Genomic DNA, 24,457 nt, shown 5'->3' with positions numbered 1-24,457 from the left:
ACCCGATCGCGGTCACTCGCCCACGATTCGGCGCATCGGTCATCACGCTGAGTGAAGTCGATGGCGTCGAGGCGGGACCACGGTCGCATACGGTCACCGCCGGTCCTCTCAAGACACTTCCGCACACCTGCCACCGGCCCGCCACGGCGACGTTTAGCGTCCTTCACCAGGTGCCCGGCTCCCCACCGCCGCCCGGGCCAGGGGCGGCAGTCGGACACCACCGCCGAAGAGTCCGGCGGCGGTCCGCTCCCCCCTGTGCGGGCCGTCGCCGGACGCGCAGGCCGCCCGTCCGCTCCCCCGGCGGCCGCACGCACCCCGTCGGCGGTCGAGGAAAGGACGTGGCCTCCAGGTGGCAGCACACCGCAAGCCCCGACAGCGCTCGACGGGTGGCGGCAAGGCCCGTACGGCCGCCACGATCGCCCTCGCGGGCGCGGCGACGGCGACGGGCTTCGACGGAACCGGACACGCCGAACCACAGCTCACCCCCGGCCAGGTCAAGGCCAAGGTGGACAAGCTGTACCAGGAGGCGGAGGCCGCCACCGAGAAGTACAACGGCGCGAAGGAGAAGGCCGACGCGGCCGGGCAGCGGCTGAAGGACCTCCAGGACCAGGCGGCACGCAAGGAAGAGCGGCTCAACTCCGCCCGTGACGCCCTGGGTTCGGTCGCCGCCGCCCAGTACCGCGCCGGCGGCCTGGACCCCGCGGTGCAGCTCGCCCTGTCCGACGATCCCGACCGGTACCTGGAGAACGCCGAGTTCGTCGAGCGGGCCGGCAACCGGCAGAACGCCGCCGTCGCGGGCGTGCGCAAGCGGCTCCGGGAGATCGAGCAGCTGCGCGGGGCCGCCCACATCGAGCTGACCTCCCTGAAGTCGCGCCGGACGGAGCTGAAGCAGCACAAGAAGACGATCACCGGCAAGCTGGGCTCCGCCCGGCAGCTGCTGTCCCGGCTGGACCCGCAGGAACGTTCCCGGCTCGGCGTATCGCCGGACCGCGCCACACGCTCGACGGGCCCGCGGGACACCCTGACGGCCCCCGGCTCCGCCCCGTCCCAGGCGCCCAACTCCCGTGCGTCCGCCGCCGTCGCCTACGCGTACCAAAAGCTCGGCAGCCCCTACGTCTGGGGCGCCACCGGCCCGAACGCCTTCGACTGCTCGGGCCTGGTCCAGGCCGCGTATCGCGCCGCGGGTGTCGCCCTGCCCCGCACGACGTACTCCCAGATCGCCGCCGGCCGCCGCGTCTCCCGCTCCGAACTCCTCCCCGGCGACCTGGTCTTCTTCTACGCCGGCATCAGCCATGTCGGCATCTACGTGGGCAACGGCCGGATGATCCACGCGCCGAACCCCTCGGCGCCGGTGCGCGTCGCCCTGCTCGACGAGATGCCGTACGCGGGGGCGACGCGGGTGGTGTGAGCGCCGACGTCAGACCAGCCGGCGAGCCGTCGCCCAGCGCGTGAGCTCGTGCCGGTTGGAGAGCTGGAGCTTGCGCAGCACCGCCGAGACATGCGATTCGACCGTCTTGACGGAGATGTACAGCTGCTTGGCGATCTCCTTGTACGCGTAGCCCCGCGCGATGAGCCGCAGCACCTCGCGCTCGCGCTGGGTCAGGCGGTCCATGTCCTCGTCGACGGGCGGCGCGTCCGTGGAGGCGAAGGCGTCCAGGACGAACCCGGCCAGCCGCGGGGAGAAGACCGCGTCGCCCTCCTGGACGCGGAAGATCGAGTCCACGAGGTCGGTGCCGGTGATCGTCTTGGTGACGTATCCGCGGGCCCCGCCGCGGATCACGCCGATCACGTCCTCCGCCGCGTCCGACACGGACAGCGCCAGGAAGCGGACCGGCTGCTCGGTGTCACCCATCAACGGCGCGCAGCGCCGCAGCACTTCGACGCCGCCCCCACCCGGCAGGTGCACGTCGAGGAGGACCACCTCGGGCCGGGTCGCGGTGATCACCGTGACCGCCTGGTCGACGTCCGCGGCCTCGCCGACGACCTCGACACCGGTCTGCTCGGTCTGCCCGATCTCGGCCTGGACCCCCGTACGGAACATGCGGTGGTCGTCCACGAGGACCACGCGCACATGACGCCCCGGGCCGCCGCCCGAATCCGCGGGCCCGGCCGCCTCCGCCGGTCCCGCCGTACCGTTCGCCTCGGTCGGCTCGCTCATGACGTCTTCTCCGCCCTCTCCATCTCCAGCTCGACCTCCGTGCCGCCGTCCGGCACCGCGCGCAGCCGCGCCGCGCCGCCGTTGCGCTCCATACGGCCGATGATCGATTCCCTGACACCCATCCGGTCGGCGGGTATCGAGTCGAGGTCGAAGCCGGGGCCGCGGTCCCGGACGGACACGAAGACCGTCTTCCCCTCGACCTCGGCGAAGACCTGTACGGCGCCGCCCTCGCCACCGTACTTGGCGGCGTTCACCATTGCTTCCCGCGCGGCCTGCATCTGTGCGGCGATCCCCTCGTCGAGCGGGCAGTCACCCACGACCACGACCTCGATGGGCACGCCGTGCTTGTCCTCCACCTCCGCCGCGTTGCGCCGGACGGCGTCGGCGAGGGTGGTGGGTTCGTCGGCCTCGTCCTTGCCGGTGCCCTCGGGCTTGTAGAGCCAGGTGCGCAGGTCGCGCTCCTGGGCGCGGGCCAGGCGGCGGACCTCGCTCGCGTTCTCCGCGTTGCGCTGGATCAGCGTGAGGGTGTGCAGCACCGAGTCGTGCACATGGGCGGCGACCTCCGCGCGCTCCTGGGCACGGATGCGCATCAGACGCTCCTCGGAGAGGTCCTGCGTCATGCGGACGAGATACGGCCCGGCGAGCAGCGTTATCCCGACGAGGACCGCGAGGGCCGCCTGCAGGACCGAGCCGAGGTGGGCCGCGGAACCCTGCAGGACGAAGATGCCGGAGACGCCGGCCGTCACCAGCAGCACCCCGCCCACCGAGCGCAGCAGCGTGACCGTGCGCCGGCGGCGGCCGACCTCGGCCCAGCGGGCCCGGCGGGCGTTGTCCGCCTGTCGCCAGACCAGGGCGACGCCCGCGCCGACGAACACCATCGGCCAGAGGTACGCCCTGGCTCCGCCGCTGAGGTTCACATTGCCCACGAAGACCATGGCCACCACGACCATGAGGAGCAGGGCCACGATCTGGCCCTTGTCGGGCCTGCGCGCGACGCGTCTGCGGCGCCCGTCGGGCGACGTCTCCGCGGCCAGGGGCGACGGCGGCCTCTGCGCCTCGACACCGCCGACGCCGAGCGGGACGAAGAACCAGAACGCGGCGTACAGCAGCGCGCCGAGGCCGTCGGCCATGAACAGGCCGACGAAGACGAGCCGTACCCAGATCACGGGCAGCCCGAGGTGCCCGGCGAGGCCCCGCGCCACGCCCCCGAGCCAGCGTCCGTCACTGCTGCGGTAGAGCTTGCGCGGCGGCCGCGGTCCGGCGAGGGGCGCTGCTGCGGCTTCCGACATGCCATTGATGGTCACATGTGCGGGAGCCCGGAGCATCAGGGTCGACCCTAAGGCTCCCCTGATCTCCCCGGGGCGCCCCTCGAACGCTTCCCGGGCCGCCCCTCAGGGCCGATATCAGGGTCCGGCCAGGGTCGTTCAGACTCCCGCCGGGGCGCCGCGCCCGTCACCATGGACCCATGACCGATCACGAGCACGCCGCGACGGGTCCGGGACCCGGGCGGGCGGAGGCGGAGGAGCGGGGAGGAGCACCCGGTACGGCCGCCCCCGCCGAGGAGGCCGCCCCGTCCGGGCCGCCCCACGCCTTCCGCCGCGACCGCCGCCACAAGACCCTGGCCGGCGTCTGCGCGGGACTCGGGCGGCAGTGCGACATGGACCCGGTGATCTTCCGCATCACCCTCGCCGTGCTCTCCGCCACCGGCGGCATCGGCCTTCTCTTCTACGGCTTCGCCTGGCTCTTCGTGCCGTACGACGACGAGGAGGAGAACGAGGTCCGCAAACTGCTCACCGGCCGCGTCGACGGCCAGGCCCTGGCGGCCGTACTGTTCGCGCTGGTCGGCTGCGGGGTGTTCCTGACGATGCTGAACAACGGCGGGGTGCTGACCTTCGCCGTCGTCCTCTCCCTCCTCCTCGCCGGCGCCGGCTACTGGTCGCGCCAGCGCGGCGCCCCCAGCCCCGACCCGCTGGCCGCCCAGGCCGCCGCCGACGCCCCGCCGGAGCCGCAGGCCCCGCCGGTGCTCCTCACCTCCTCCTGGTGGCGCGACCCGATCGTCAAGGACGGCACCCACATCGGCGGCACGGGCTACCTGTGGGGCCCGCGCGACACCCACGACCTGGATGTCGCCGCCGCCGTCAACATCAGCCTCGGCACCCAGCCCGGCGCCCGCGAGGACATACCCGCCCAGCGTCCCCGGCCGCCCCAGCCGCGTGGCCCGCGCTCGATCGGCGGCTGGGTCTTCCTGCTGGCCCTGCTCGCGGGAGCCCTGGGCACGAGCCGCACATGGGACGGGCATCCGCTCGGCACCAGCCTGCAGACGGGCCTGTCCTGTGCGCTCGCCGTCATCGGACTCGGCATAGCCGTCAGCGCCTTCCTGGGCCGCACCGGCGCCGGCTCGGTCTTCCTGGCGATCATCACGGCCGGCCTGCTCGCCGGGGCGGCGGCCCTGCCCAAGGACATCGACACCCACTGGACGCGCACCACCTGGCAACCCGCCACCGTGGCGGACGTACGGCAGCGCTACGACCTGGGCACGGGTGTGGGCACTCTGGATCTGAGCAAGCTGGACGTGTCCGGGAAGCAGACGGTCACGACACGGGCGGAGGTCGGCATGGGCCGGATCAAGGTGCTCGTACCCGAGGACGTGACCGTGCGGCTGAACGTCGAGGTGGGCATGGGCGACCTCCGGCTGCCGGGCGACGACCCGAAGGACGTGGACGTACAGCCGGGCCGGCACAAGGAGGTCACCCTCTCCCCCGCCGAGGGCGTCGAGAAGTCCGGCACCCTCGACCTGGATCTCCAGGTCGGCTTGGGACAGGCGGAGGTGACCCGTGCTACGTCATGAGCTCCAGCCCGGAAAGCTGATCGCGGGCCCCGTCCTCGTCCTGGCGGGCGTCCTCTACGCGGGTGACGCGGGCGGTGCCTGGGAGATCCCGTGGTTCGTGGCGATCCCCCTCGTCACGGGCGGGCTGTGCCTGGCGGGTGCGGTGGCGCTCCTGACGGGCCGCGTACGCCGACGCCGCCGCAGAGCCCGTACGGGCGCGGACCCGGCGTGACGGCGAGCGGCCTGCTACCGGTAGCCGCCGCTGCGCTGCCGTCGTCGCGACCGTAGCGCCGCGTCGAGGGACAGCAGGGGCGCGCCCGCCAGGATCAGGGGGGTCCAGGCCATGAGGTAGGCGAGGTCGTTGCCGTAGTAGTACGGGTCGGAGGCCCAGCTCACGGTCAGCCACAGGCTGAGGGAGATCAGCGCGCCTCCCAGTGCGGCCAGGCGGGCGAACAGACCGAGCAGCGTGCCGATGCCGACGGCCAGTTCTCCGAAGGCGATGGCGTAGCCGAAACCGGCAGGGCTCTTGAGGGAGAGGTCGACCAGGGCGGGAATGGCGGAGGAGTCGCGTACGGCACGCATCATGTCGCCGACCGACCCGGCACCGGAGTCCTTCATGAAGCCGCTGTCGGTGAGTTTGTCCAAGCCGGCGTAGATGAAGGTCACGCCGAGGAAGATGCGGAGCGGCAACAGCGCGTAGCGGGTGGCGTTGTCCCGCCAGCCTCCCCCGTCGCCGAAGTGGGGGGTGTGCGTGTCCGTGCGCATACTGTGAGTCATCGCTGCTAGCCGCCCTCTCGCCGCCGGTGCCGAGACCCCCTCAACAGACCATACGTACGACAAACGAACCGCGCTCAATCCTGCGCGGACGGCTTTTGTCATCACGCCGGTGGTGCGGGGCTGCCTCCGAGGGTGCGGTCCGGGGCGCCGTCACTCACTCCGTCACGTCGATCGCGTACCGATTCGTCTCCACCCCGGCCGCCGTGACCACCTGCACCTCCACCCTCCCCGGCTCCACATCCGCCGGCACCGGCACCGTCAGCAACGTGTCCGTGGGGTTGCGAAAACCCCCGGGCACCGGCACCAGCGGCACGTGGACGTGCACCGCGCCCACGCGCACGACCATCCGGGCCAGCCGATCGGCCCCCTGCGCCCCCGGCGGCACGAATCCGGCGCCCCGGATCTCGATGTCGTCCCCCGTGCGGATGGGCCCGTCCAGGTCGCCCGCCTCCCGGGCCCGGACCACGGAGAGGATCACCGGCCGGCCGCCCTCCGCGTACTTGCCGGCCATGTACGTCGCAGCCGACACCAGCACCACCACCGCCAGCCCCCACGGCACGTCCGGCAGCTGCTCCGGCCGCCTGGCCAGCCGTACCGCCGCGAAGACCAGGGCGACAGAGCTGATCACGACGTACTGGATGTCGGCGAAGGTGCCCCGCCCCGCGTCGTCGGTCAGCAGGTCGGCGGCCCGGGGCCGGTCGGCACGGACCTTCTGCAGCCGTTGCCCCAGCACCCGCAGCCCGACCACCCGCCGCACGAGCACTGCGATCCCGCACAGCACGGCGAGCACGGTCACGACCCCGGCGCCCCGGGTGAGTTCCAGCCCGGAGATCAGCGCGTCCCGCTCCCGATGCCGGGAGGCGGCGGCCAGCCGCCCCGCGAGGACGAGCACCGAGTAGGCCACGAAGAGCACCCACGCCGCGGCGACCGTACGGGACGTGGACAGCCGGTTGTCCTCACCGATCAGGGGCGCCAGCACCCCGCCCTTCGCCCGGTGGAACCACGACGCGGCGGTCAGCGACGAGGCCAGCACCAGCGCCGCCGCCAGCCCGGCCGTACGGGCCGCCGTCCAGCCCGCACCGACCGCCGTGAGGGCCTGCCCGAGGAGCAACAGCACCACGGCGGCCCACACGACGGCCGCCGTGCGGCGCCACAGGCCTGTCAGCCAGGCGTGCCCCTCGGCCCGCCCCCGCTCGGCGACGTGCTCGGCGGACTGGGCCAGTTCTTCGGAGACCCACTGGCGGGAGGCCGACGCGGAGTGGGCCACCGCCGCCGGCAGCCCCTGCCCCGCCGCGAACTCGTCCCGCCGGCGCAGGAACGCGGCGACGGCCCGCCGGTGCCCCTCCCGCGCCCCGTGCGGGCAGTGCCCACCGGCGCACCCGCCTCCATGGGCGCCTCCGGATCCGCCCGGGTGCCCACCGGTGTGACCACCGGCGTAGCCGCCCGCGTACCCCTCGGCATAGGCACCCGCATGCGCACCCGCGTACCCGCCCGCGTCCACGCCGCCCTGTCCCGCCTCCCGCACCGCCACTCCCGACGCCCGCCTTCCCGCGACCCCACCACCGCCGGCCTTCCGGACCCCGGAAACACCGCTGTACAACTCCCGTGCGACGACAGCGAATTGTGCCCTACACCACCCGGTTCGCGTCTGCCCGCTCTGGTCAACACGGGTGAAGTTCGGCGTGCCGTGTTGACACTGCTGGTCACACGCGCCACCGGCCCGCGGAGCATCGCCATCGGCGACCTCGTACAGGCCGAGTGGCTCCGCTAGCCCAGCAGGCCCGGCTCGCTCCGGCTGACGTCCTCCCACATGGGCTGGTAGTTGATCCACGCCACCAGGTCGCCGCCCAGCTGCTCCCGCGTCGCCACCGCCATCCGGTGGTCGATCCGGACCGGCCGCCCGGCCGCCTGGGCCGTCAGCTGCACCTGGCAGGAGCGCTCCATCGACACGAACCACCAGGCCGCCGCGTCCACCGAGTCGCCGACGGTCAGCAGCCCGTGGTTGCGCAGCACGAGCGCCTTGCGGGAGCCGAGCACAGCCGCGATGCGCCGCCCCTCCTCGGCGTCGACGGAGACTCCGGTGTATGTGTCGTAGAGGGCGTGATCCTCGTAGAAGGCGCAGCTCTCCTGGGTGATCGGCTCCAGCAGCTCACCGAGCGCCGCGAGCGCCCGGCCGTGCACGGAGTGGCAGTGGGCGACGGCGACCACGTCGGGCCGGGCCGCGTGCACCTGGGCGTGCACGGTGAAGGCCGCCTGGTTGACGTGGTAGCCGCCCTCGACGACCTGGCCGTCCTGGTTGGCGAGCACGAGGTCGCTCACGGTGACGTGCCGGAAGGGCATCCCGAACGGGTTGACCCAGAAGCAGTCGCTGAATTCCGGGTCGCGGGCGGTGATGTGCCCGGAGACGCCGTCCTCGAAGCCGAGCCGGCCGAAGATCCTCAGGGCGCCCGCGAGCCGCTCCTTGCGGTGCCGGCGCTCGTCCTCGACCGACTCGTGCATCGGCGGCATGGCGAACCGCAGCCGGTCGGTGGGCAACGGCAAGGGCGGGGTGGGCCCGTGCATAGGTCCTCCAGCACTGATTCTGCGTACGGGCGGAAGTTACCGTCCGTGAGGCCGGGAAGAACAGAAGCGTTTCGTGAAGATGACCCGAGCGCCCCTGTGAGCACCGTGTGCCCACTCGTGTGCCCCCTGGCTCCCCAACCCCACGAATAGCCGACAGAAGATGTCGGATTTCGGCGCGACACTCTCCCCATGACAGCGAACTGGGCGGCTTTCGCCACCGCCGAACCGGATCTGGCCGGCACCGTCGAGAAGCGTTTCGGCGCCTACACCCACCACGTCCTCGCCACCCTCCGTAAGGACGGTTCGCCCCGCACCAGCGGCCTTGAGGTGCGGTTCCTGAACGGCGAACTCTGGCTCGGCATGATGCCGGCCTCACTCAAGGCCCTCGACCTGCGCCGCGACCCGCGCTTCGCGCTCCAGGCGAACCCCGGGGAGGGCACGGGCATGGGCGGCGGCGACGTCCGGATCAGCGGCAGGGCGATCGAGGTCGACGACGTGGAGACCAAGGCCGGATACGTCGAAGAGGTGGAGCCGCCGCAGCCGTTCCACCTCTTCCGCACCGAGCTGACGGAGGTCGTGAGGACCTACATCGAGGACGAGACGTACCTCGTCGTCCAGATCTGGACGCCCGGCCATCCCCTGCGCACGATCAAACGCACCTAGGGCCGCGGGGTCACTCCCACTCGATCGTCCCCGGCGGCTTCGAGGTGACGTCGAGGACGACCCGGTTGACGTCCTTGACCTCGTTGGTGATCCGCGTGGAGATCCGGGCGAGGACCTCGTACGGCAGGCGCGACCAGTCGGCCGTCATGGCGTCCTCGGACGAGACGGGGCGCAGGACGATGGGGTGGCCGTAGGTGCGGCCGTCGCCCTGGACGCCGACGCTGCGGACGTCCGCGAGCAGGACCACCGGGCACTGCCAGATGTCGCGGTCGAGGCCGGCCGCCGTCAGCTCCTCGCGGGCGATGGCGTCGGCCTCGCGCAGCAGGTCCAGGCGCTCCTTGGTGACCTCGCCGACGATCCGGATGCCGAGGCCCGGGCCGGGGAACGGCTGGCGCTGGACGATCTCCTCCGGCAGGCCGAGCTCCTGGCCGACCATGCGGACCTCGTCCTTGAAGAGCTTGCGCAGCGGCTCGATCAGCTTGAACTCGAGGTCCTCGGGCAGGCCGCCCACGTTGTGGTGGGACTTGATGTTGGCCGTGCCGGTGCCGCCGCCGGACTCGACGACGTCCGGGTAGAGCGTGCCCTGCACGAGGAACTCCACGGCCGGGCCCTGGTCGGCGATGATCTCGGCCTGGGCCTGCTCGAAGACCCGGATGAACTCGCGGCCGATGATCTTCCGCTTCTCCTCGGGGTCGGAGACCCCGGCCAGCGCCTTGAGGAACCGCTCCTCGGCGTCCACGACCTTCAGCTGCACGCCGGTCGCGGCCACGAAGTCCTTCTCGACCTGCTCGGTCTCGCCCTTGCGCATCAGGCCGTGGTCGACGTAGACGCAGGTCAGCTGCGAGCCGATGGCCTTCTGGACGAGGGCCGCGGCGACCGCGGAGTCCACGCCGCCGGACAGGCCGCAGATGGCACGCCGGTCGCCGACCTGCTCGCGGATGGCGGCGACCTGTTCCTCGATCACGCTGCCCGTGGTCCAGGACGGGGTCAGGCCCGCGCCCCGGTAGAGGAAGTGCTCCAGCACCTGCTGCCCGTGCGTGGAGTGCATCACCTCGGGGTGGTACTGGACGCCGTAGAGCTTCTTCTCGTCGTTCTCGAAGGCGGCGACCGGCACGACGTCCGTGGAGGCCGTGACGGAGAAGCCCTCGGGGGCGGCGGAGCAGGCGTCGCCGTGCGACATCCAGACGGGCTGCTCGGCGGGGGTGCCCTCGAAGAGGGTGGAGGACACCTTGGAGACGTGCAGGCCGGTGCGGCCGTACTCGCGGGCGCCGGTGTTGTCGACGGTGCCGCCGAGGGTGCGCGCCATCAGCTGGAAGCCATAGCACATGCCGAAGACGGGGACGCCGGCCTCGAAGAGCGCGCGGTCCAGGCTGGGCGCGCCCTCCTCGTAGACCGACGAGGGGCCGCCGGAGAGGATGATCGCCGCGGGGTTCCTGGCGAGCATCTCCTGGACCGGCAAGGTGCTCGGCACGATCTCGCTGTAGACCCGCGCCTCGCGGACGCGACGGGCGATGAGCTGGGCGTACTGCGCGCCGAAGTCGACGACCAGGACGGTGTCGGCGGCGGTGGCAGCGGGAGTCGCTGATGACACGGGGTGCCTTCCGGCGGTGGGGCGGGGGTCTTGTGCACCCGATTCTACCGGGGGACGGCCGGGCTCCTTCCGTGTGCCGGACAGCCGCCCCGTCTCAGGATGCGAACCAGCTTGGACGGGCCTGGTACGCGGTGCATACTTGCCCTCATGTTCAAGCACCAGACGTTCGTCTTTACCTATGGCATCCGGCCCGCCGGACGCCATGGTCGTGCTGCTTGAGCTACTGACAAGCGACTTCCCAGGCGCCCCGGGCCGACAAGGCCCGGGGCGCCTGTCGTCGTCCGGGCCCTGTCGCCCCGGGGCAGCCCCCGACGACGAGGAGCCCTCTATGACCGCCATCGACGTGACCGGCGCCCGCACCCCCGAGGCCGCCGACATGATCACCGGCGCGCGCGAGCGGATCGACGCGCTCGACGACCGGATCATCGGCCTGATCCAGGAACGGGTGGCCGTCTCCGCCGTCATCCAGGAGGCGCGGATCACCTCCGGCGGCCGGCGCGTGAACCTGTCCCGTGAGATGGACGTCCTCGGCCACTACAGGCAGGCGCTGGGCAAGCCCGGCACCGCGCTCGCGATGACCCTGCTGGAGCTGTGCCGCGGCAAGATCTGACGCCGCCCCCCGGCCGGGACCGGTGTTCCCGGGACAGACGTCCGCATCCCTCTCACCCGTACGGCGCGTGACCGCCCCCGCGCGACGTCGTTGGTCCCGGTGTCCGTGCCAGCCAGGGGCGGGCCCGAAAGAACCACGCGTGGCTCACTGGGGCGATGAGACGCACGGATCGTGCCGTGTGTCGTGGGACCTCGCTCCAGGGAAGTGACCGGACGGCAGGGGACAGCAGCCCGGTCACCCAAGAGAACGGTCGGCTCCGGGGACGCCCGGGGCCGACCGGCGGACCTTGCATAAATGCACAAGTCTGGGTCAAACGGTTGCGGGCGCCGCGTTCATCCAGCACGATGCGTACACAGTCCAAGTCCCCTCGCGGGCACCCGCATTGCCCCACTGTCAGAGGTACAGACCAGCGGCGCAACCCCCCGGCGCCGCTTCCAGGCACCGGCGCTGCCCTGACGTCGGTGCTGACGAGAAGAAGGGCCCCGCGGCTCCACCCCGCGGGGCCCTTCGCTCTGCTCAGGTGCGGGTCACCGTCCCGCAGTCATCACCGTCGCCGTGTTCGATGCCCTTGCTCCGGTCGTACGGGTCCGTCGCCGGGCCGCTCGGCGACGGTCCCGCGGACGTGCTCGACGAGAACTCCGGGTGCAGGTAGCCGTCGTAGACGAAGCAGGAGGAGTTGCCTATCTCCTGGTCGTAGTTGAGCAGGAGCAGCCGGCCCGGTGTGACCTGGTAGCGGGCGGGGTCGGCGAGTTCGACGTCGAGGACCCGGCGGACGATGGTGCGGGTGACCTCGGTGGGGCCGTCGGCCCGCACGACGGGGTAGACGAAGGTGTAGTCGGCGCGCACCGCCACGCCTCCGTGCGATCCCTTCTTGAACGTCATGCGCCCGCGGGTCTTGACCACGTCGCCGACCGGCCGCACCTCGTCGGGGTCGAAGCGGCTGAACAGCGTCACCGGGTCGTGCTCCCGGCTCGGGGAGCGCAGCCCGGTGTCGAGCTCGTCGAGGAGTTCGGGCTGCTTGGGATCGAGCACGGAGAGCGCCGCCGCGGGACGGGCCCCGCGCACGGTCTTCGGGTCGAGGTTGGCGCCCACCAGAAGTTTCTTCGTCAGCTTCAGCGCCTGTGCCACCCGGTCCTGGGAGACCGGGCCGACGGCCTCGGCCTCGGGAAGGACGATGCCGGCCTCGCCGTCGGCCCAGCGCAGGGCCGGGGAACCGGCGAACGGCCGGTCAAGAGTGGGCTCTTCCGGGTCGGACGCCCCCGGCGCGGCGGTGGGCGCCGCCGTCTCGTCGGGCAGCGGTGAGGCCTCGGCGGCCTGGGACTCCCCGGTGCCGAAGGGGTCGCCGGGCAGCAGCGACGGCTTCAGCGCCACCAGCGCCACGGCCACCGCGACGGGCACACCGAGCACGGCCCACAGCTTGCGGCGCCGGGCCGCACGGCCGTTCATCTCCTGCCAGGCCGGGCCGGTGCGCCACCCGGGAGGCAGTTCGCCCCGGGCGTCCTGCTCACGCAGGCGCTCACTCACCATGCGTGCCCGCGCGGACGGCTCCTTCGGGGCGGAGGAACGGATGTCCCGCTCGGTGTCACGGGTGAACTGCTCCCAGACGTCGTCGGGGATCTCCGAGGCCGACGGCTGGTCGTCGGACGGCTTTTCAGACACGAAGCCAAGATCTAAGCGTGTGGAAAGCGCCTCCACAAGTCTTCACAAGAAGGTCTCGGGTGTGACTCAGCCCACATAAGGATTCTGTGAATGCCGGCACAACCATTCACAGGTTTCACGGATCAAACCTGCCGAACCAAGGGCCACTCCCGCGCCCCACACGCGGAGGCCTCCCCCAACGTTCGTGCCGCATCCCGCGGTACGCCGGACTCTCCGAGGTCTTCATGAAGCTTCGCCGCGCCATGGCAGCAGCGGCCGCTACGGCGGTCATAGCCCCGGTGGCACTGCTCGCGGCACCGGCCGCGTACGCGACCGACGAAACGACGCCCAGCCCGAGCACGTCGGTGAGCGAGTCCGCTCCCGAGACGTCTCCCTCCCCGTCCGTGAGCGAGTCCACGCCCGAGACGACGCCGAGCCCGAGCGCCTCGGTGAGCGAGTCCGCTCCCGAGACGTCCAGCTCGCCGAGCGCCTCCGCGAGCGAGTCCTCCCCGGCGCCCAGCGCGTCCGAGCCCGAGGAGTCGGAGTCCCCGGACCCCGAGCCCTCCGTGTGTGAGGACACCAAGGTCGACGTCAGCATCTCCGGTCTGCCCGGCAAGATCTCGGCGGGCAGCGGCTGGCACAAGTTCTCGCTGAACGTGGCCAACAACTCCGACTCCACGCTCAACGACCTCGACTTCTTCGCCGGGGCCTCCCCCGACAAGAACGGCGAGGAGTTGTTCTCCAGCAAGCAGGTCCAGCTCCAGGCCTGGGACCCCCAGGACAAGATCTGGGTCGACCTCAACGAGGGCGGCTACGCGGTCGGTTACGTCGGTTACACCGACGAGCTGAAGCCCGAGTACGAGGTCGACATCCCGCTGCGCCTCAACGTCAGCAAGTCCGCCCCGGTCGGCGCCGGCTTCTCGCTCGGCGCGACGATCTACGGCGACAACGACGCCGAGTGCACCGGCTTCGGCGACGTGTCGTACAAGTTCCAGATCGTCTCGGCCGGTACGGACACCGGTGGCACCAAGCCGCAGGAAGGCGGCAAGGCGCCCGTCACCGACGAGAAGCCGAGCGGCAACACGCCGGAGGTCACCGGCAGCCTCGCCGAGACCGGCTCCAGCTCCGCCCTGCCGATGATCAGCCTGGTCGGCGGTGCCGCGGTCGTCGCCGGTGCCGGCGCGATCTTCGTGGTCCGTCGCCGCAAGGCCGGCGTGCAGGCGTAAGCCATAGCGGCCGGCAGGCCGCGGCACCAAGCAGAAGAGGGACCTGCGCTCGGAGGGGGGCGCAGGTCCCTCTTCTGTATCCGCTGTCGCTCAGTTCTTCGGCGGTACGGACGGCATGCCGAGGAACGGCAGCCGCAGCGCCCCGAACGCCTCCGCCGGGACCGCCGGGGACTTCGGCTCGACCGGCTGGAGACGCGCGTAGGCCGTGCCCTGCTGCGGGCGCGGGTCGGGCTCGCCCTTGTTGGGCCAGTACGACATCGCCCGCTCGGCCTGGGCGGTGATGGTGAGGGACGGGTTGACGCCCAGGTTGGCGGAGACCGCGGCGCCGTCGACGACCGAGATGCCGGGGTGGCCGTAGAGGCGGTGGTACGGGTCGATCACGCCGGTCTCGCGGGAGTCGCCGATGGGGCAGCCGCCGAGGAAGTGGGCCGTGAGCGGGGTGCCCATCAACTCGCCGACGTTGGAGCCCGCGAAGCCGTTGATCTCGGCGGCCAGTGCCGAGGCACCCTCGGTCGCGGCCTTGATCTGCTTGGGGTTGGGGGCTCCGTGGCCCTGGCGGGCGGTGAGCAGGCCCCGGCCGAGACCCGACGGTTTCACGTACGTCGTCAGGGAGTTGTCCAGCGACTGCATGACCAGGCCGATGATGGTCCGCTCCGACCAGCGGCGGTTGGACAGGGAGCGCAGCACGAGCAGGGGGTGCCTGGCCGCGTGGGTGAGGAAGCCCAGGACCCGTGACGTACCGGAGTTCCTCCCGGCGTAGGGGACCTGGAGGATGGACAGGCTGCCCATCGAGTTGGAGCCCTTGCCGTAGCGGACCGGCTCGATGTGGGTGCTGGCGTCGGGGTGGATCGAGGACGTGATGGCCACGCCCCGCGTGAAGTCGGCCTTGGGCGCGCCGTGCGCCTTGCGGTAGCGCCGGTCGTCGGTCTGGGCACCGACCAGGGCCTCGGAGTTGGTGCGGGTCAGCTCACCCAGCTTGTCCGAGAGGTACGGCAGTTGGCCGCCCGCCTTCATGCGGTGCAGCAGGGTCTGGGTGCCGTAGGTGCCGGCCGCGAGAACGACCCGGCGGGTCGAGTAGGTGCGGCCCTTCCTCTTGCCGCGGCCGTCGGTGGGCAGGGTGGCGACGGAGTAGCCGCCGCGCGAGTCGTCGGTGACCGACACGACCGTCGTCATGGGGTGGACGACCGCGCCGGCCTTCTCGGCGAGGTGCAGGTAGTTCTCGTTGAGGGTGTTCTTCGCGCCGTGGCGGCAGCCGGTCATGCACTCGCCGCACTCCGCGCAGGCCCTGCGGGACGGGCCCGCCCCGCCGAAGTACGGATCGGGCACCTCCTGGCCCGGCTTGGCCTTCGCCGTGCCGTCGGCGTCCTCACCGTCGCCGAAGAAGACGCCGACCGGAGCCAGATGGAAGGAGTCGCCGCAGCCCATCCGCTCCGCCGCGGCTTTCAGATGGACGTCCGAGGGGGTCATGGTCGGGTTGAGCCGTACGCCGAGCATGCGCCGGGCCTGGTCGTAGTACGGCGCCAGCTCGTCCTGCCAGTCGGTGATGTCACGCCACTGGGGGTCCTCGAAGAACGGCTTCGGCGGGACGTAGAGGGTGTTGGCGTAGTTGAGGGAGCCGCCGCCGACGCCCGCGCCGGCCAGGACCATGACGTTGCCCAGCAGATGGATGCGCTGGATGCCGTACATGCCGAGCTTCGGGGCCCACAGGTAGTTCTTGAGGTCCCAGGAGTTCTTGGGGAGGGTCTCGCGGGTGAAGCGGCGGCCGGCCTCCAGGACGCCTACGCGGTAGCCCTTCTCGGTCAGGCGCAGGGCGGTCACCGAGCCGCCGAAACCGGAGCCGACCACGATGACGTCGTAGTCGTAAGCGTCCTGAGGCACGTGTTCTCCTCGTTGAGTGTCGCGTGCGGGCCGTCAGTGGTTGATCGCGCAGTTCCCCGCGCCCCTCTAGGGCATCACCGGAACCGGAATGCCTTCATCAGGCGGAGACTGCGGCTCATGAACTCGGCGTACTTCTCGTCGTCCATGCCCAGTGAGGGGGCCATCGGGAGCACCCGCTGGTGGGCTACCGTCTGGGCCTCGGTGTACTTGAGGATGCCCTCGGAGCCGTGACGGCGGCCCAGGCCCGAGTCCTTCATGCCGCCCATGGGCGACTGGACGCTGCCGTAGGCGGGGGCGTAACCCTCGTTGATGTTGACCGTGCCGGTGCGCAGCCGGGCGGCGACCTCCTGGCCGCGGCGGCCGTTCCTCGTCCAGACCGAGGAGTTGAGGCCGTACGCCGTGGCGTTGGCGCGCTCGATGACCTCGTCCTCGTCGGTGAAGCGGTAGACCGACACGACCGGGCCGAAGGTCTCCTCCCCGCAGACGGACATGTCCGTGGCGACCCCGTCGAGGATCGTGGGCTCGAAGAAGTACGGGCCGACGTCCGGGCGCGCCACACCGCCCGCGACGACCTTCGCGCCCTTGGCGACGGCCTCCTCGACGTGCCGCGTGACCGTTTCGAGCTGGCGTTCCCCGACCAGGGAGCCCATGTCGGCGCCGTACGCCAGGGACGTGCCGAGGCGCATGGCCTTCGTGCGGGCGGCGAAGCGCTCCAGGAAGGCGTCCGCGATGGACTCGTGGACGTAGAGCCGCTCGATGGAGATGCAGAGCTGGCCCGCGGAGGAGAAGCAGGCGCGGACCGCTCCAGCCGCGGCCTTTTCTATGTCGGCGTCCTCCAGCACCAGCATGGCGTTCTTGCCGCCGAGTTCGAGGGAGACGCCGACCAGCCGCGCGGCGGCGCCCTGGGCGACCTCGCGGCCGGTGCGGGTGGAGCCGGTGAAGGAGACGTAGTCGGCGTGCCGGACGACCTCGGGGCCGACGACCGGGCCGTCGCCGAGGACGACCTGGAAGACATCGGCGGGCAGCCCGGCCTCGATGAGCAGGTCACGGGCCCACAGGGCGGTCAGGCAGGTCTCGGTGTCCGGCTTCATGACGACCGCGTTGCCCGCGACGAATGCCGGGAGCGCGTCACCGACCGACAGCTCCAGGGGGTAGTTCCAAGGGGCGATCTGGCCGACGACACCGCGCGGGTGGCGCAGTTCGGTGACCTTCGTGAGGGTCGGCATGGCGCCTGCGTGCCGCTTGGGCCGGAGGTAGGCGGGGGCCTTGCGGCCGTAGTGCCGGGCGGCGACCGCGACGGCCTGGACCTCTTCATGGGCGTGCAGGCGGGCCTTGCCCGTCTCCAGCTGGATGAGGTCGAGCACCTCGGCCTGGCGCTCCAGCACCAGGTCGTGGAAGCGGAGCAGGACGGCGGCGCGCTGCCGTACCGGCGTCTGCGCCCACACGGCCTGGGCGGCGCGGGCCAGTTCGAAGGCCCTCGCGACGTCCTCGGGCGTCGACTCGGGGAGGTCGGCCAGCTTCTCGCCGGTGAACGGCGTGTGGTTGGCGGTCCTGCCCGAGCCGGCCACGCCCTTGGTGAGCTGGGCGACCAGCTCGGGCGTGACCACGTCCGCGGCGGTGCGGGCGCCCTCCGGGGCGGGGGCGAGGGGGTTCGTGCCGGTCTGTGCCGTGCCGGTCTCTGCCGTCTTCTCGGCGGCCTGCGCGTCCGTCATGAGGCGCAGGGTATGCCGCGGCGGAGCCTTTGGGTACCCGTCGGTAATACGGCTTCACCGAGTGCACACACGACGCCAGTGACCGCTGGCAACAAACGCGCTGATCAGGACGTTGTGCGGTGGCCCGTGGGGGTGATTCAGCCTTTTACGATCCCCAGCCGGTCCCGGGCTCCCTCGAACACCGAGGTGCCCTCTTCCTCCTCCGGTGTGCCCTTGGGCATGTCGACGCGCAGTTCGTACATGCGGTCGTCGTCGGTGCGGATGACCAGCCGCATGAGCCGCCTGGGGGTCTCGCCCCGGCGGTACGTGGTGTCGGCGAGGGCGGCTTCGTGGCCCTGGAAGCCGGTGCGGGTGTACCGGGTGTCTCCCCCGGCGCCCGGCGCCTTGCCGGCCTGGTCCATCGGGGAGGCCGGGGCCCTGTCCCAGGAGAGGAGACGGACCTGGATCGTGCCGGTCCGCTCGTCGCCGTAGAGCGCCGTGCGGGGCTGGGCGGTCGCGCTGCCGGTCCGGCCCAATGGGCGGTAGTGGCGCGGCAGGTGGAGAACGGCCGCCATCTCCGGCTCGGGATGCGGGCTCCAGTCGTCGGTCGCGTCGGCAGCCGGCCCGGCGCTCTCCGCGCTGCTGGTGTCGGCGAACTGGGTGACGGCCCCTATGCCCCCGGCGAGCAGCGCGGAGAGGAGGGCGAGAGGGCCGGGGCGGAGCAGGCTTTGGCGTTTGGGTGGTGTGGGGTCTTGCTGCAGGGCGCCGCTCCCAGGGCCGGGCTGCGCGGCGGGCCCGGGGTGGGGCGCGGCGGCAGGCGCAGGGCCGGACCGCGCGGCGAGCACGGGGTCGGGCGCCACGAGCACGGGGTCGGGCCCGGCGAGCACGGAACCGGACGCGGCGCCGGTCACCGGGCCGGACTGTGCGGCAGGCACGGAAGCGGACTCGGCGGCGGACACCGGGGCGGGCTGTGGCGGGGTCTGGTCGTCGGGCTTGCGGGGGGCCTCGGTCGGTGTGGGTCCCGCCACCGCCTCCAGCTCCTTCGCGACCTCCTCCGCGTCCGGCCGCTGTCCGGGGTCCGGTGCCAGCAGCCGTGCGATCAGCGGCCCGAGGGGGCCGGCCCGGGTCGGTTCGGGCGGCTCGGCGGCGAGGATCGCGGCGAGCGTGGCCTCCGGCGTGGTCCGCAGGAACGGGGACGAGCCCTCAACGGCCGCGTACAGCAGGGCGCCCAGGGACCACAGGTCGGAGGCGGGCCCGGCGATGCGGCCGGACATCCGCTCGGGGGCGACGAACTCCGGCGAGCCGGCGGTGGATTCCCCGCTCGCGGTGGGCAGGTCCTCGCCCTGCACATGGGCGATGCCGAAGTCGGTGACGACGACGCGCCGGTGCGGGCCGAGCAGCACATGGGCCGGTTTCACGTCCCGGTGCACGATGCCGACGGAGTGCGCGGCGCGCAGGGCACCGAGCACGGCGAGGCCGATCCGGGCGGCTTCGGGCACGTCGACCCGGCCGCGCCGGAGCCTTTCGTGCAAGGACTCGCCGGGCACCAACTCCATGACGATCCACGGGAGTCCGTCCAGCGCCTCGGCCGCGTCGAGCTCGTCGGGGCCTATGGGGCCCGGGCGTTCGTCCCGCTGCTCCGCCTCCACCACAACGTCGTGGATGGCGACGGCGGCAGGGTGATCGACGCGGGCGGCGGCCCGGGCCTCCCGGTGGAGCCGGTGGGCGGCCCGCCGGTAACTCTCGTCGTCCGGGTCGCCCGGCAACCGGGGCTGTCTGACGGCGACCTCACGCTGCGCGAGCTCGTCGCGGGCCCGCCAGACGGTGCCCGTCCCACCCGAGCCGATGCGCTCGATCAGCCGGTAACGCCCACCGACCAGCCGGCCCCGGGCGTCGTCCGTCCCGCCCCCGTCGTTGCTCATTCCCCATCAGTACCCCGCGAGGCGGGCCCTTGTCGACGCGGATCTTTTCCGGGGGAGTTGGACCAGCGGGATCAGGTCTTGTCGATGTCCAGGTTCGCGATCGCCGCGCTCGCCACCTCGCGTCCACGGGCCGTGAAGTCGCCCGCGCCGGGGTAGCTGACGGTGAGTTTGTACATGTCGCCGCCGGGGGTCCGGTAGTAGAAGATCTGAACCTCCCGGGGGAGCGGGTTCTCGCTGTCGTCGGTCTTGAAGGGGACGGTGTTCCGGGCGGCCTTCTTGTCTCTGTACGTGGTCGTGCTGGGGTCCGTCTTCTTCGGCCCCTCGTCCATGTCCAGCTCGTAGCTGCCGCTCTCCTTGAACCGGGTGTCGTCGTCGTACATCTCGGCGGCCGCGGAGCCCGCGATTTGGCCGCCGGTGTCCTCGGCCTTCTTCTCCAGGGCCAGGCCGATCCAGATGCTGCCGCTCCAGTCGGTGTACCTGACCCAGTGGCCCTGGTCGGACTCCCGGTCGGGCACGGTCCGCCGGTACTCGGCGGGGACGGCGAGCGACGCGGCGAGATCCTTCTCCTGCTTGATCTTCCAGCCCTCGGGCAGCGGCCCTGCGAACGGGTTCGCGATCACCAGGTACGCCGTCACCGCCGCCGCGACGATCGCGGCGCCCAGTCCGATCCAGGTCTTGCGGCCGAGCCGGACGCCCCGGCCGCCACCGCCCCGGCCCGTGGCCTGGACGACCTGCGTGGGCCGGGTGGCGGGCGGGTTAGCGGCCGCTTCCAGCAGGGCCCGCACCCGCGCGGCATTCGGGCGGCGGGCCGGGTCCTTGTCCAGCAGGCCGTTGACGGCCTCGGCGAGCGGGCCCTGGGCGGAGGCGGGCGGCGCGGGCGTGGCGTTGAGGACGGACTGGAGCGTGGCGGGGGTGTTGCTGCGGCGGAACGGCGAGACGCCCTCCGTCGCCGCGTACAGCACCACGCCGAGGGACCACAGGTCGCTGGCCGGGCCCGGGCGCTGCCCCAGCACACGCTCGGGCGCGATGTACTCGGGCGAGCCGACGAAGCCGCCGGTGTCGGTCAGGTTGGTCTCGCCCTCGATCTGGGCGATGCCGAAGTCGGTGAGGACGACCCGGTCGTACCGGCCGAGCAGCACGTTGTCCGGTTTCACATCCCGGTGCAGGATGCCCGCCGCGTGCGCGGCCTCCAGCGCGCCGAGCACCTCCAGGCCGATCCGGGCGGCCTCGCGCGCGGACAGGGTGCCCTCCTGGAGCGCGTCGCCCAGCGAGCGGCCCCGCACCAGCTCCATCACGATCCAGGGCTGGTCCTCCACGACCGCGACGTCGTGCACGTCGACCACCGACGGGTGGTCGAGCCGGGCCGCCGCACGGGCCTCGCGACGCATCCGCTCGAAGGAGTTAACGCGTTCGCGTTCGGTAAGATGCGCCGGGACGCGAGGCTCCTTGACGGCGACCTCCCGGTCCACCGTCTCGTCCTTGGCCCGCCACACCGTGCCCATGCCGCCGTGCCCGAGCTTGGCCAGAAGCCGGTAACGCCCGGCTATGAGCCGCCCGGCACCGGGGCCCTCGGGCGCCTGGGCCGACTGGGCCGACACGACATGGGTGGGTGACGCGACCGGCGCCGCGTAGGGATTGCCCGGTACCGGTGCTTGTTGGTTCGGCGGTTGCAATACAAAACTCGTGGGCTCGTCGGCCTCGGATCGGGCTCCCCCGTCGTTGCTCATGGGCTCATCCATATCGCGCCAACCGCTCGCGGAGCCACACAGGACGAGAGCTGGTCACAGACCCGTGACTTCGGAATGGGGCTTTTCTCCCCTTTGCAGATGTACGGGTTGCGGGGGTACGGGGATCCGGCGGTCGCGGGTCAGGGGGTGGGCGCGGATGTGCTCGGGGAGGCCTGCCGGGTCGTCGGCGTCGGCGTCGGCGTCGCGGAACGCGTGGGCATGGGGCCGCCGTCCCCCGTGCTCTCCTCCCTCAGCAGCGCCGCCGCGGAGATCCCCGCCCCCGCCATCGCGGCGACCAGCAGCGCGGCGATGAGCACACGCCGCGTGGGCTGCCGGAGAAAGGGCTCCTCGGGCCGATCCGGACCGGGCAGGTCCACCGGCGGCAAAGGCGATCGCAGGCCGGGGAGATCCTGCGGCCGCCGGCGCGGCACGTCCCCCACCGTCGGTGCGTACGCCGGCGGCGGCGACATCGGTGTACGGCCCGTGTCGCGGAAGGCCCGGAGCATCCGCTCCGCCCGGTCCGCGTCCAGCCGCCGGTCCGGATCGCGTTCCAGCAGACCGCGTACGACGGGCAGGAGCGGCCCGACCTGCGCGGGCGGCTGGATGTCGCCCACGACGACCGCGTGCAGGATGCCGCCCAGCGAGTCACGGTGGAACGGCGACTCCCCGCTGAGGGCCGCGCACAGCAGCGCGCCCAGTGACCACAGGTCGGACTCGGGCCCGGTCCTCACCCCGGACATCCGCTCAGGCGCGGTGTACTCGGGCGATCCGACGAAGGCGCCGTTCTCGGTGAGCGTGGGGGTGCCCGCGACCTGGGCGATGCCGAAATCAGTGAGGACGACCCGGTCGGTGCCGTTCTCCAGCAGCACGTTGTCCGGCTTGAGGTCACGGTGCAGCACCCCGGCGGCGTGCGCGGCACCCAGAGCGCCGAGCAGGGCGATGCCGATACGGGCCGCTTCGGTGGCGTCGACCGGGCCCCGCTGGGCGAGCCGGTCGGCGAGCGAGCCGCCCTCGATCAACTCCATGACGATGTAAGGGCGTTCGTCCTCGACGACATCGTGGACGACGATGATGTGCGGGTGGCTCAGCTGGGCGACGGCCCGGGCCTCGCGCAGCGTACGGTCCCGCTGCCGGCGCGCCTCCGCCGCCGAGAGCGACTCATCGTAGGGGAGCTCCTTGACGGCCACGCTCCGGCCGAGCAGCTGGTCGGTCGCCCGCCAGACCACAGCCATGCCACCGCGACCGAGTTTCTCCTCGAGCCGGTAACGGCCCGCGACGACACGCCTGTTGTGCCCCTCGGTCCCCATGCGGCCATCATGCCCCAACGGACGGGACCGCTCCGGGGCGGCGAGGTGCGGGTGGCCGAAACAGACAGCCCCCTCGTCACAAGTGCCCGCGCCTCAGGAGGTCTTCTCCTGCCAGCCCTGCAGCAGCGCGGTGAACTGCTTGCGCGCCGTCGCCCAGTCCGTGGCGGGGGCCGACATGTAGAGCGCGTACTCGGTGCCGTCGCGGGCGACGTACGTCTCCTCGATGGCGCGGCGCGGGCCGGGGAACTTCGTGTCCTTGGCCTGGGCGGTCCAGGTGTACTCCCACAGGGCGCCGTCCCGGTCGCGGTAGACGTTGCGCTCCAGCGCGATCCGCTGGTAGGCGACCAGCCCCTGAATCTGCTGCTCCAGGTCGCGCTGGTGCGCGTAGGGGTCGGCGAAGTCCGGTGATTCGTCGATGGCGATGCGGACGAAGTGCCGTCCTCCGTCCGGCGAGTAGTCGATCTGCTTGAGCTCGCCCTGCGGACCGAACGGCTTGCGCTTCCAGCCCTTGGGCAGGTGGAGGCTGAACCCCGCGGGGTCGTCGTAGCGGGTCCAGCTGGCCGGAACCGATCCCCCGCGCCGCTCCGTGCCCGCGGACGTCGGCGAGCCGGATCCGCCCTGCGACTGCCGGCTCTCGTTCCACTGCTGGAGCACCACGGCCGTGCCCCCGCCGATGATGGCCGCGAGCGCGACGACCAGAGCGAGCGTGCGCAGTCGGCGGCGCTTGCCCGAACCGGCCGGCCGCGGACCCGTCGCCATCGGCCCGAGCACGGTCGGGCCGATGGGGCCGTAGGGCGGAGTACCGGCCGTGGACGTCCCGGTGCCCGGGGCGCCGGCCAGCGGCGGGAGCGGCATCCCGGTGTGCGACCCCGAGCCGGTGCCGGCCGGACCCGTACCGACCGAGCCGGTGCCCACGGAGCCGGTGCCCACCGGGCCGGTGCCGGAGGTACCCGCGGTGGCCGTCCCTGGGCCCGTACCGCTGTGGGCGTCCCGGTACGGCGTCGTCCCCCCGTACTGCGTCGGCACATACGCCTGCGCCCCGTTCGGCCGCCGCCCCTCCGCGGCTTCGGCGAGCATCTGCTCGGCCGCGGACGCGTCGGGCCGGGTGCCGGGGTCCTTGCGCAGCAGGGCGGTGATGACGGGCGCGAGCGGACCGGCGTGCCGGAACTCGGCGGCCTCCTCCTCCACCACCGCCTGCATGGTGGTCAGCGGTGTGGTGCGGCGGAACGGCGACCGGCCCTCCACCGCCGTGTAGAGCGTCGCGCCGAGCGCCCACAGGTCGGAGGACGGGCCCGGGTCGTGGCCGCGGACCCGCTCGGGTGCCAGGTAGTCGACCGAGCCGACGACCTCTCCGGTGCGCGTGATGGTCGTGTCGCCCTCGATCTGGGCGATGCCGAAGTCCGTGAGCAGGACGCGTCCGTCGCGGGCGAGGAGGACGTTGCCCGGCTTGATGTCGCGGTGCAGGACCCCGGCGGTGTGTGCGGCGCGCAGGGCCCGCAGCACCCAGAGGCCGATGCGCGCGGCCTCGCGCGGCTCGACGCGCCCCTCCTCCTTGACCGCGTCGGCCAGGGAGCGGCCCTCGACCAGCTCCATGACGATCCACGGGCGGCCGTCGTGCTCCAGTACGTCGTGCACCGTGACGACCGCGGAGTGGTTGATTCGCGCGGCTGCCCTGGCCTCCGCCCGGGTGCGCGCCAGCAGGATCGCCTGCTCGCTCTCGGAGACATAGAGGGCGGCCGTCAACTCCTTGATGGCGACCGACCGGTGCAGCACCTCATCATGTGCACGCCAGACTCGGCCCATGCCGCCACTGCCGATGGATTCGGCCAGCCGGTAGCGGCCCGCGACGAGCAGGCCCTGCATCTGATTCACGTTGCCCC

The 24,457-nt window shown here is 72.3% G+C and carries 19 protein-coding genes; 6 read left to right on the top strand and 13 right to left on the bottom strand.

The genetic code is table 11. From position 1 onward, the window contains the following. Positions 1 to 349: 349 nt before the first annotated feature. The gene (locus CEB94_RS24800; RefSeq protein ID WP_175434290.1) at positions 350 to 1,408 is read left to right on the top strand and encodes a C40 family peptidase; all 1,059 of its coding nucleotides are present in this window, start codon (positions 350 to 352) and stop codon (positions 1,406 to 1,408) included. 9 nt (positions 1,409 to 1,417) lie between these two features. Here the strand turns inward: CEB94_RS24800 and CEB94_RS24795 are convergent, their stop codons facing one another. Continuing rightward, positions 1,418 to 2,158, bottom strand: coding sequence for a LuxR C-terminal-related transcriptional regulator (locus tag CEB94_RS24795; RefSeq protein ID WP_175434289.1), 741 nt, complete (start codon positions 2,156 to 2,158; stop codon positions 1,418 to 1,420). Next, a complete protein-coding gene (locus CEB94_RS24790) occupies positions 2,155 to 3,447 on the bottom strand; it encodes an ATP-binding protein (protein ID WP_175434288.1) in 1,293 nt (430 codons plus the stop codon). Before CEB94_RS24790 ends, CEB94_RS24795 begins: the two co-directional genes overlap by 4 nt. A gap of 176 nt (positions 3,448 to 3,623) precedes the next feature. On the opposite strand from CEB94_RS24790, the gene CEB94_RS24785 reads away from it, so the two are divergent. Both CEB94_RS24785 and CEB94_RS24780 read left to right on the top strand, forming a co-directional pair. Then, positions 3,624 to 5,006 carry a PspC domain-containing protein gene (locus CEB94_RS24785; protein WP_175434287.1) on the top strand — a complete coding sequence of 461 codons (1,383 nt, stop codon included), beginning with the start codon at positions 3,624 to 3,626 and terminating at the stop codon, positions 5,004 to 5,006. Continuing rightward, the gene (locus CEB94_RS24780) at positions 4,993 to 5,217 is read left to right on the top strand and encodes a hypothetical protein (RefSeq protein ID WP_175434286.1); all 225 of its coding nucleotides are present in this window, start codon (positions 4,993 to 4,995) and stop codon (positions 5,215 to 5,217) included. The genes CEB94_RS24785 and CEB94_RS24780 overlap by 14 nt, the downstream gene beginning before the upstream one ends. A gap of 14 nt (positions 5,218 to 5,231) precedes the next feature. Here CEB94_RS24780 and CEB94_RS24775 read toward each other — a convergent pair whose 3' ends face one another. The 3 genes from CEB94_RS24775 to CEB94_RS24765 all read right to left on the bottom strand — a co-directional run bounded on the left by CEB94_RS24775 (position 5,232) and on the right by CEB94_RS24765 (position 8,324). Beyond that, complete coding sequence (locus tag CEB94_RS24775; protein WP_175434285.1) at positions 5,232 to 5,762, bottom strand: DoxX family protein; 531 nt, start codon at positions 5,760 to 5,762, stop codon at positions 5,232 to 5,234. 154 nt (positions 5,763 to 5,916) lie between these two features. Next, a complete protein-coding gene (locus tag CEB94_RS24770; protein WP_425472489.1) occupies positions 5,917 to 7,293 on the bottom strand; it encodes a hypothetical protein in 1,377 nt (458 codons plus the stop codon). Positions 7,294 to 7,529: 236 nt separating this feature from the next. Beyond that, positions 7,530 to 8,324 carry a class II aldolase/adducin family protein gene (locus tag CEB94_RS24765; protein WP_175434284.1) on the bottom strand — a complete coding sequence of 265 codons (795 nt, stop codon included), beginning with the start codon at positions 8,322 to 8,324 and terminating at the stop codon, positions 7,530 to 7,532. 189 nt (positions 8,325 to 8,513) lie between these two features. Here CEB94_RS24765 and CEB94_RS24760 point away from each other — a divergent pair, with 189 nt between their 5' ends. Continuing rightward, complete coding sequence (locus tag CEB94_RS24760) at positions 8,514 to 8,987, top strand: pyridoxamine 5'-phosphate oxidase family protein (protein ID WP_175434283.1); 474 nt, start codon at positions 8,514 to 8,516, stop codon at positions 8,985 to 8,987. Positions 8,988 to 8,997: 10 nt separating this feature from the next. On the opposite strand, the gene guaA is transcribed toward CEB94_RS24760, so the two are convergent. Further along, positions 8,998 to 10,578, bottom strand: a complete 1,581-nt coding sequence (gene guaA / locus CEB94_RS24755) for a glutamine-hydrolyzing GMP synthase (protein ID WP_175434282.1) — start codon at positions 10,576 to 10,578, stop codon at positions 8,998 to 9,000. Between guaA and CEB94_RS41925 the strand changes: the two genes are divergently transcribed. Further along, on the top strand, positions 10,499 to 11,188 hold the full coding sequence (locus CEB94_RS41925; protein ID WP_342789849.1) for a chorismate mutase: 690 nt from the start codon (positions 10,499 to 10,501) through the stop codon (positions 11,186 to 11,188). The genes guaA and CEB94_RS41925 overlap by 80 nt on opposite strands. A 516-nt stretch (positions 11,189 to 11,704) precedes the next feature. On the opposite strand, the gene CEB94_RS24745 is transcribed toward CEB94_RS41925, so the two are convergent. Further along, positions 11,705 to 12,847 carry a hypothetical protein gene (locus tag CEB94_RS24745; protein WP_175434280.1) on the bottom strand — a complete coding sequence of 381 codons (1,143 nt, stop codon included), beginning with the start codon at positions 12,845 to 12,847 and terminating at the stop codon, positions 11,705 to 11,707. Positions 12,848 to 13,071: 224 nt separating this feature from the next. Here CEB94_RS24745 and CEB94_RS24740 point away from each other — a divergent pair, with 224 nt between their 5' ends. Then, complete coding sequence (locus CEB94_RS24740; RefSeq protein ID WP_175434279.1) at positions 13,072 to 14,052, top strand: LAETG motif-containing sortase-dependent surface protein; 981 nt, start codon at positions 13,072 to 13,074, stop codon at positions 14,050 to 14,052. Between the two features lie 90 nt (positions 14,053 to 14,142). Here CEB94_RS24740 and CEB94_RS24735 read toward each other — a convergent pair whose 3' ends face one another. The 6 genes from CEB94_RS24735 to CEB94_RS24710 all read right to left on the bottom strand — a co-directional run bounded on the left by CEB94_RS24735 (position 14,143) and on the right by CEB94_RS24710 (position 24,440). Further along, positions 14,143 to 15,930: a GMC family oxidoreductase N-terminal domain-containing protein gene (locus CEB94_RS24735; RefSeq protein ID WP_175434278.1), complete on the bottom strand. Its 1,788-nt coding sequence runs from the start codon at positions 15,928 to 15,930 to the stop codon at positions 14,143 to 14,145. A gap of 74 nt (positions 15,931 to 16,004) precedes the next feature. Next, positions 16,005 to 17,642, bottom strand: a complete 1,638-nt coding sequence (locus CEB94_RS24730) for a succinic semialdehyde dehydrogenase (RefSeq protein WP_175434277.1) — start codon at positions 17,640 to 17,642, stop codon at positions 16,005 to 16,007. Positions 17,643 to 17,779: 137 nt separating this feature from the next. Further along, positions 17,780 to 19,543: a serine/threonine-protein kinase gene (locus CEB94_RS24725; RefSeq protein WP_175434276.1), complete on the bottom strand. Its 1,764-nt coding sequence runs from the start codon at positions 19,541 to 19,543 to the stop codon at positions 17,780 to 17,782. Between the two features lie 71 nt (positions 19,544 to 19,614). Then, positions 19,615 to 21,270, bottom strand: coding sequence for a serine/threonine-protein kinase (locus CEB94_RS24720; RefSeq protein WP_175434275.1), 1,656 nt, complete (start codon positions 21,268 to 21,270; stop codon positions 19,615 to 19,617). 140 nt (positions 21,271 to 21,410) lie between these two features. After that, positions 21,411 to 22,577: a serine/threonine-protein kinase gene (locus CEB94_RS24715; RefSeq protein ID WP_175434274.1), complete on the bottom strand. Its 1,167-nt coding sequence runs from the start codon at positions 22,575 to 22,577 to the stop codon at positions 21,411 to 21,413. A gap of 93 nt (positions 22,578 to 22,670) precedes the next feature. After that, positions 22,671 to 24,440: a protein kinase domain-containing protein gene (locus CEB94_RS24710; RefSeq protein ID WP_175434273.1), complete on the bottom strand. Its 1,770-nt coding sequence runs from the start codon at positions 24,438 to 24,440 to the stop codon at positions 22,671 to 22,673. Positions 24,441 to 24,457 lie beyond the last annotated feature (17 nt).

This window comes from Streptomyces hawaiiensis, assembly GCF_004803895.1.
GTDB classification, from domain to species: domain Bacteria; phylum Actinomycetota; class Actinomycetes; order Streptomycetales; family Streptomycetaceae; genus Streptomyces; species Streptomyces hawaiiensis.
Note: the sequence above shows the minus strand (reverse complement) of the source record. Positions and strands in the feature narration are given on the sequence as shown.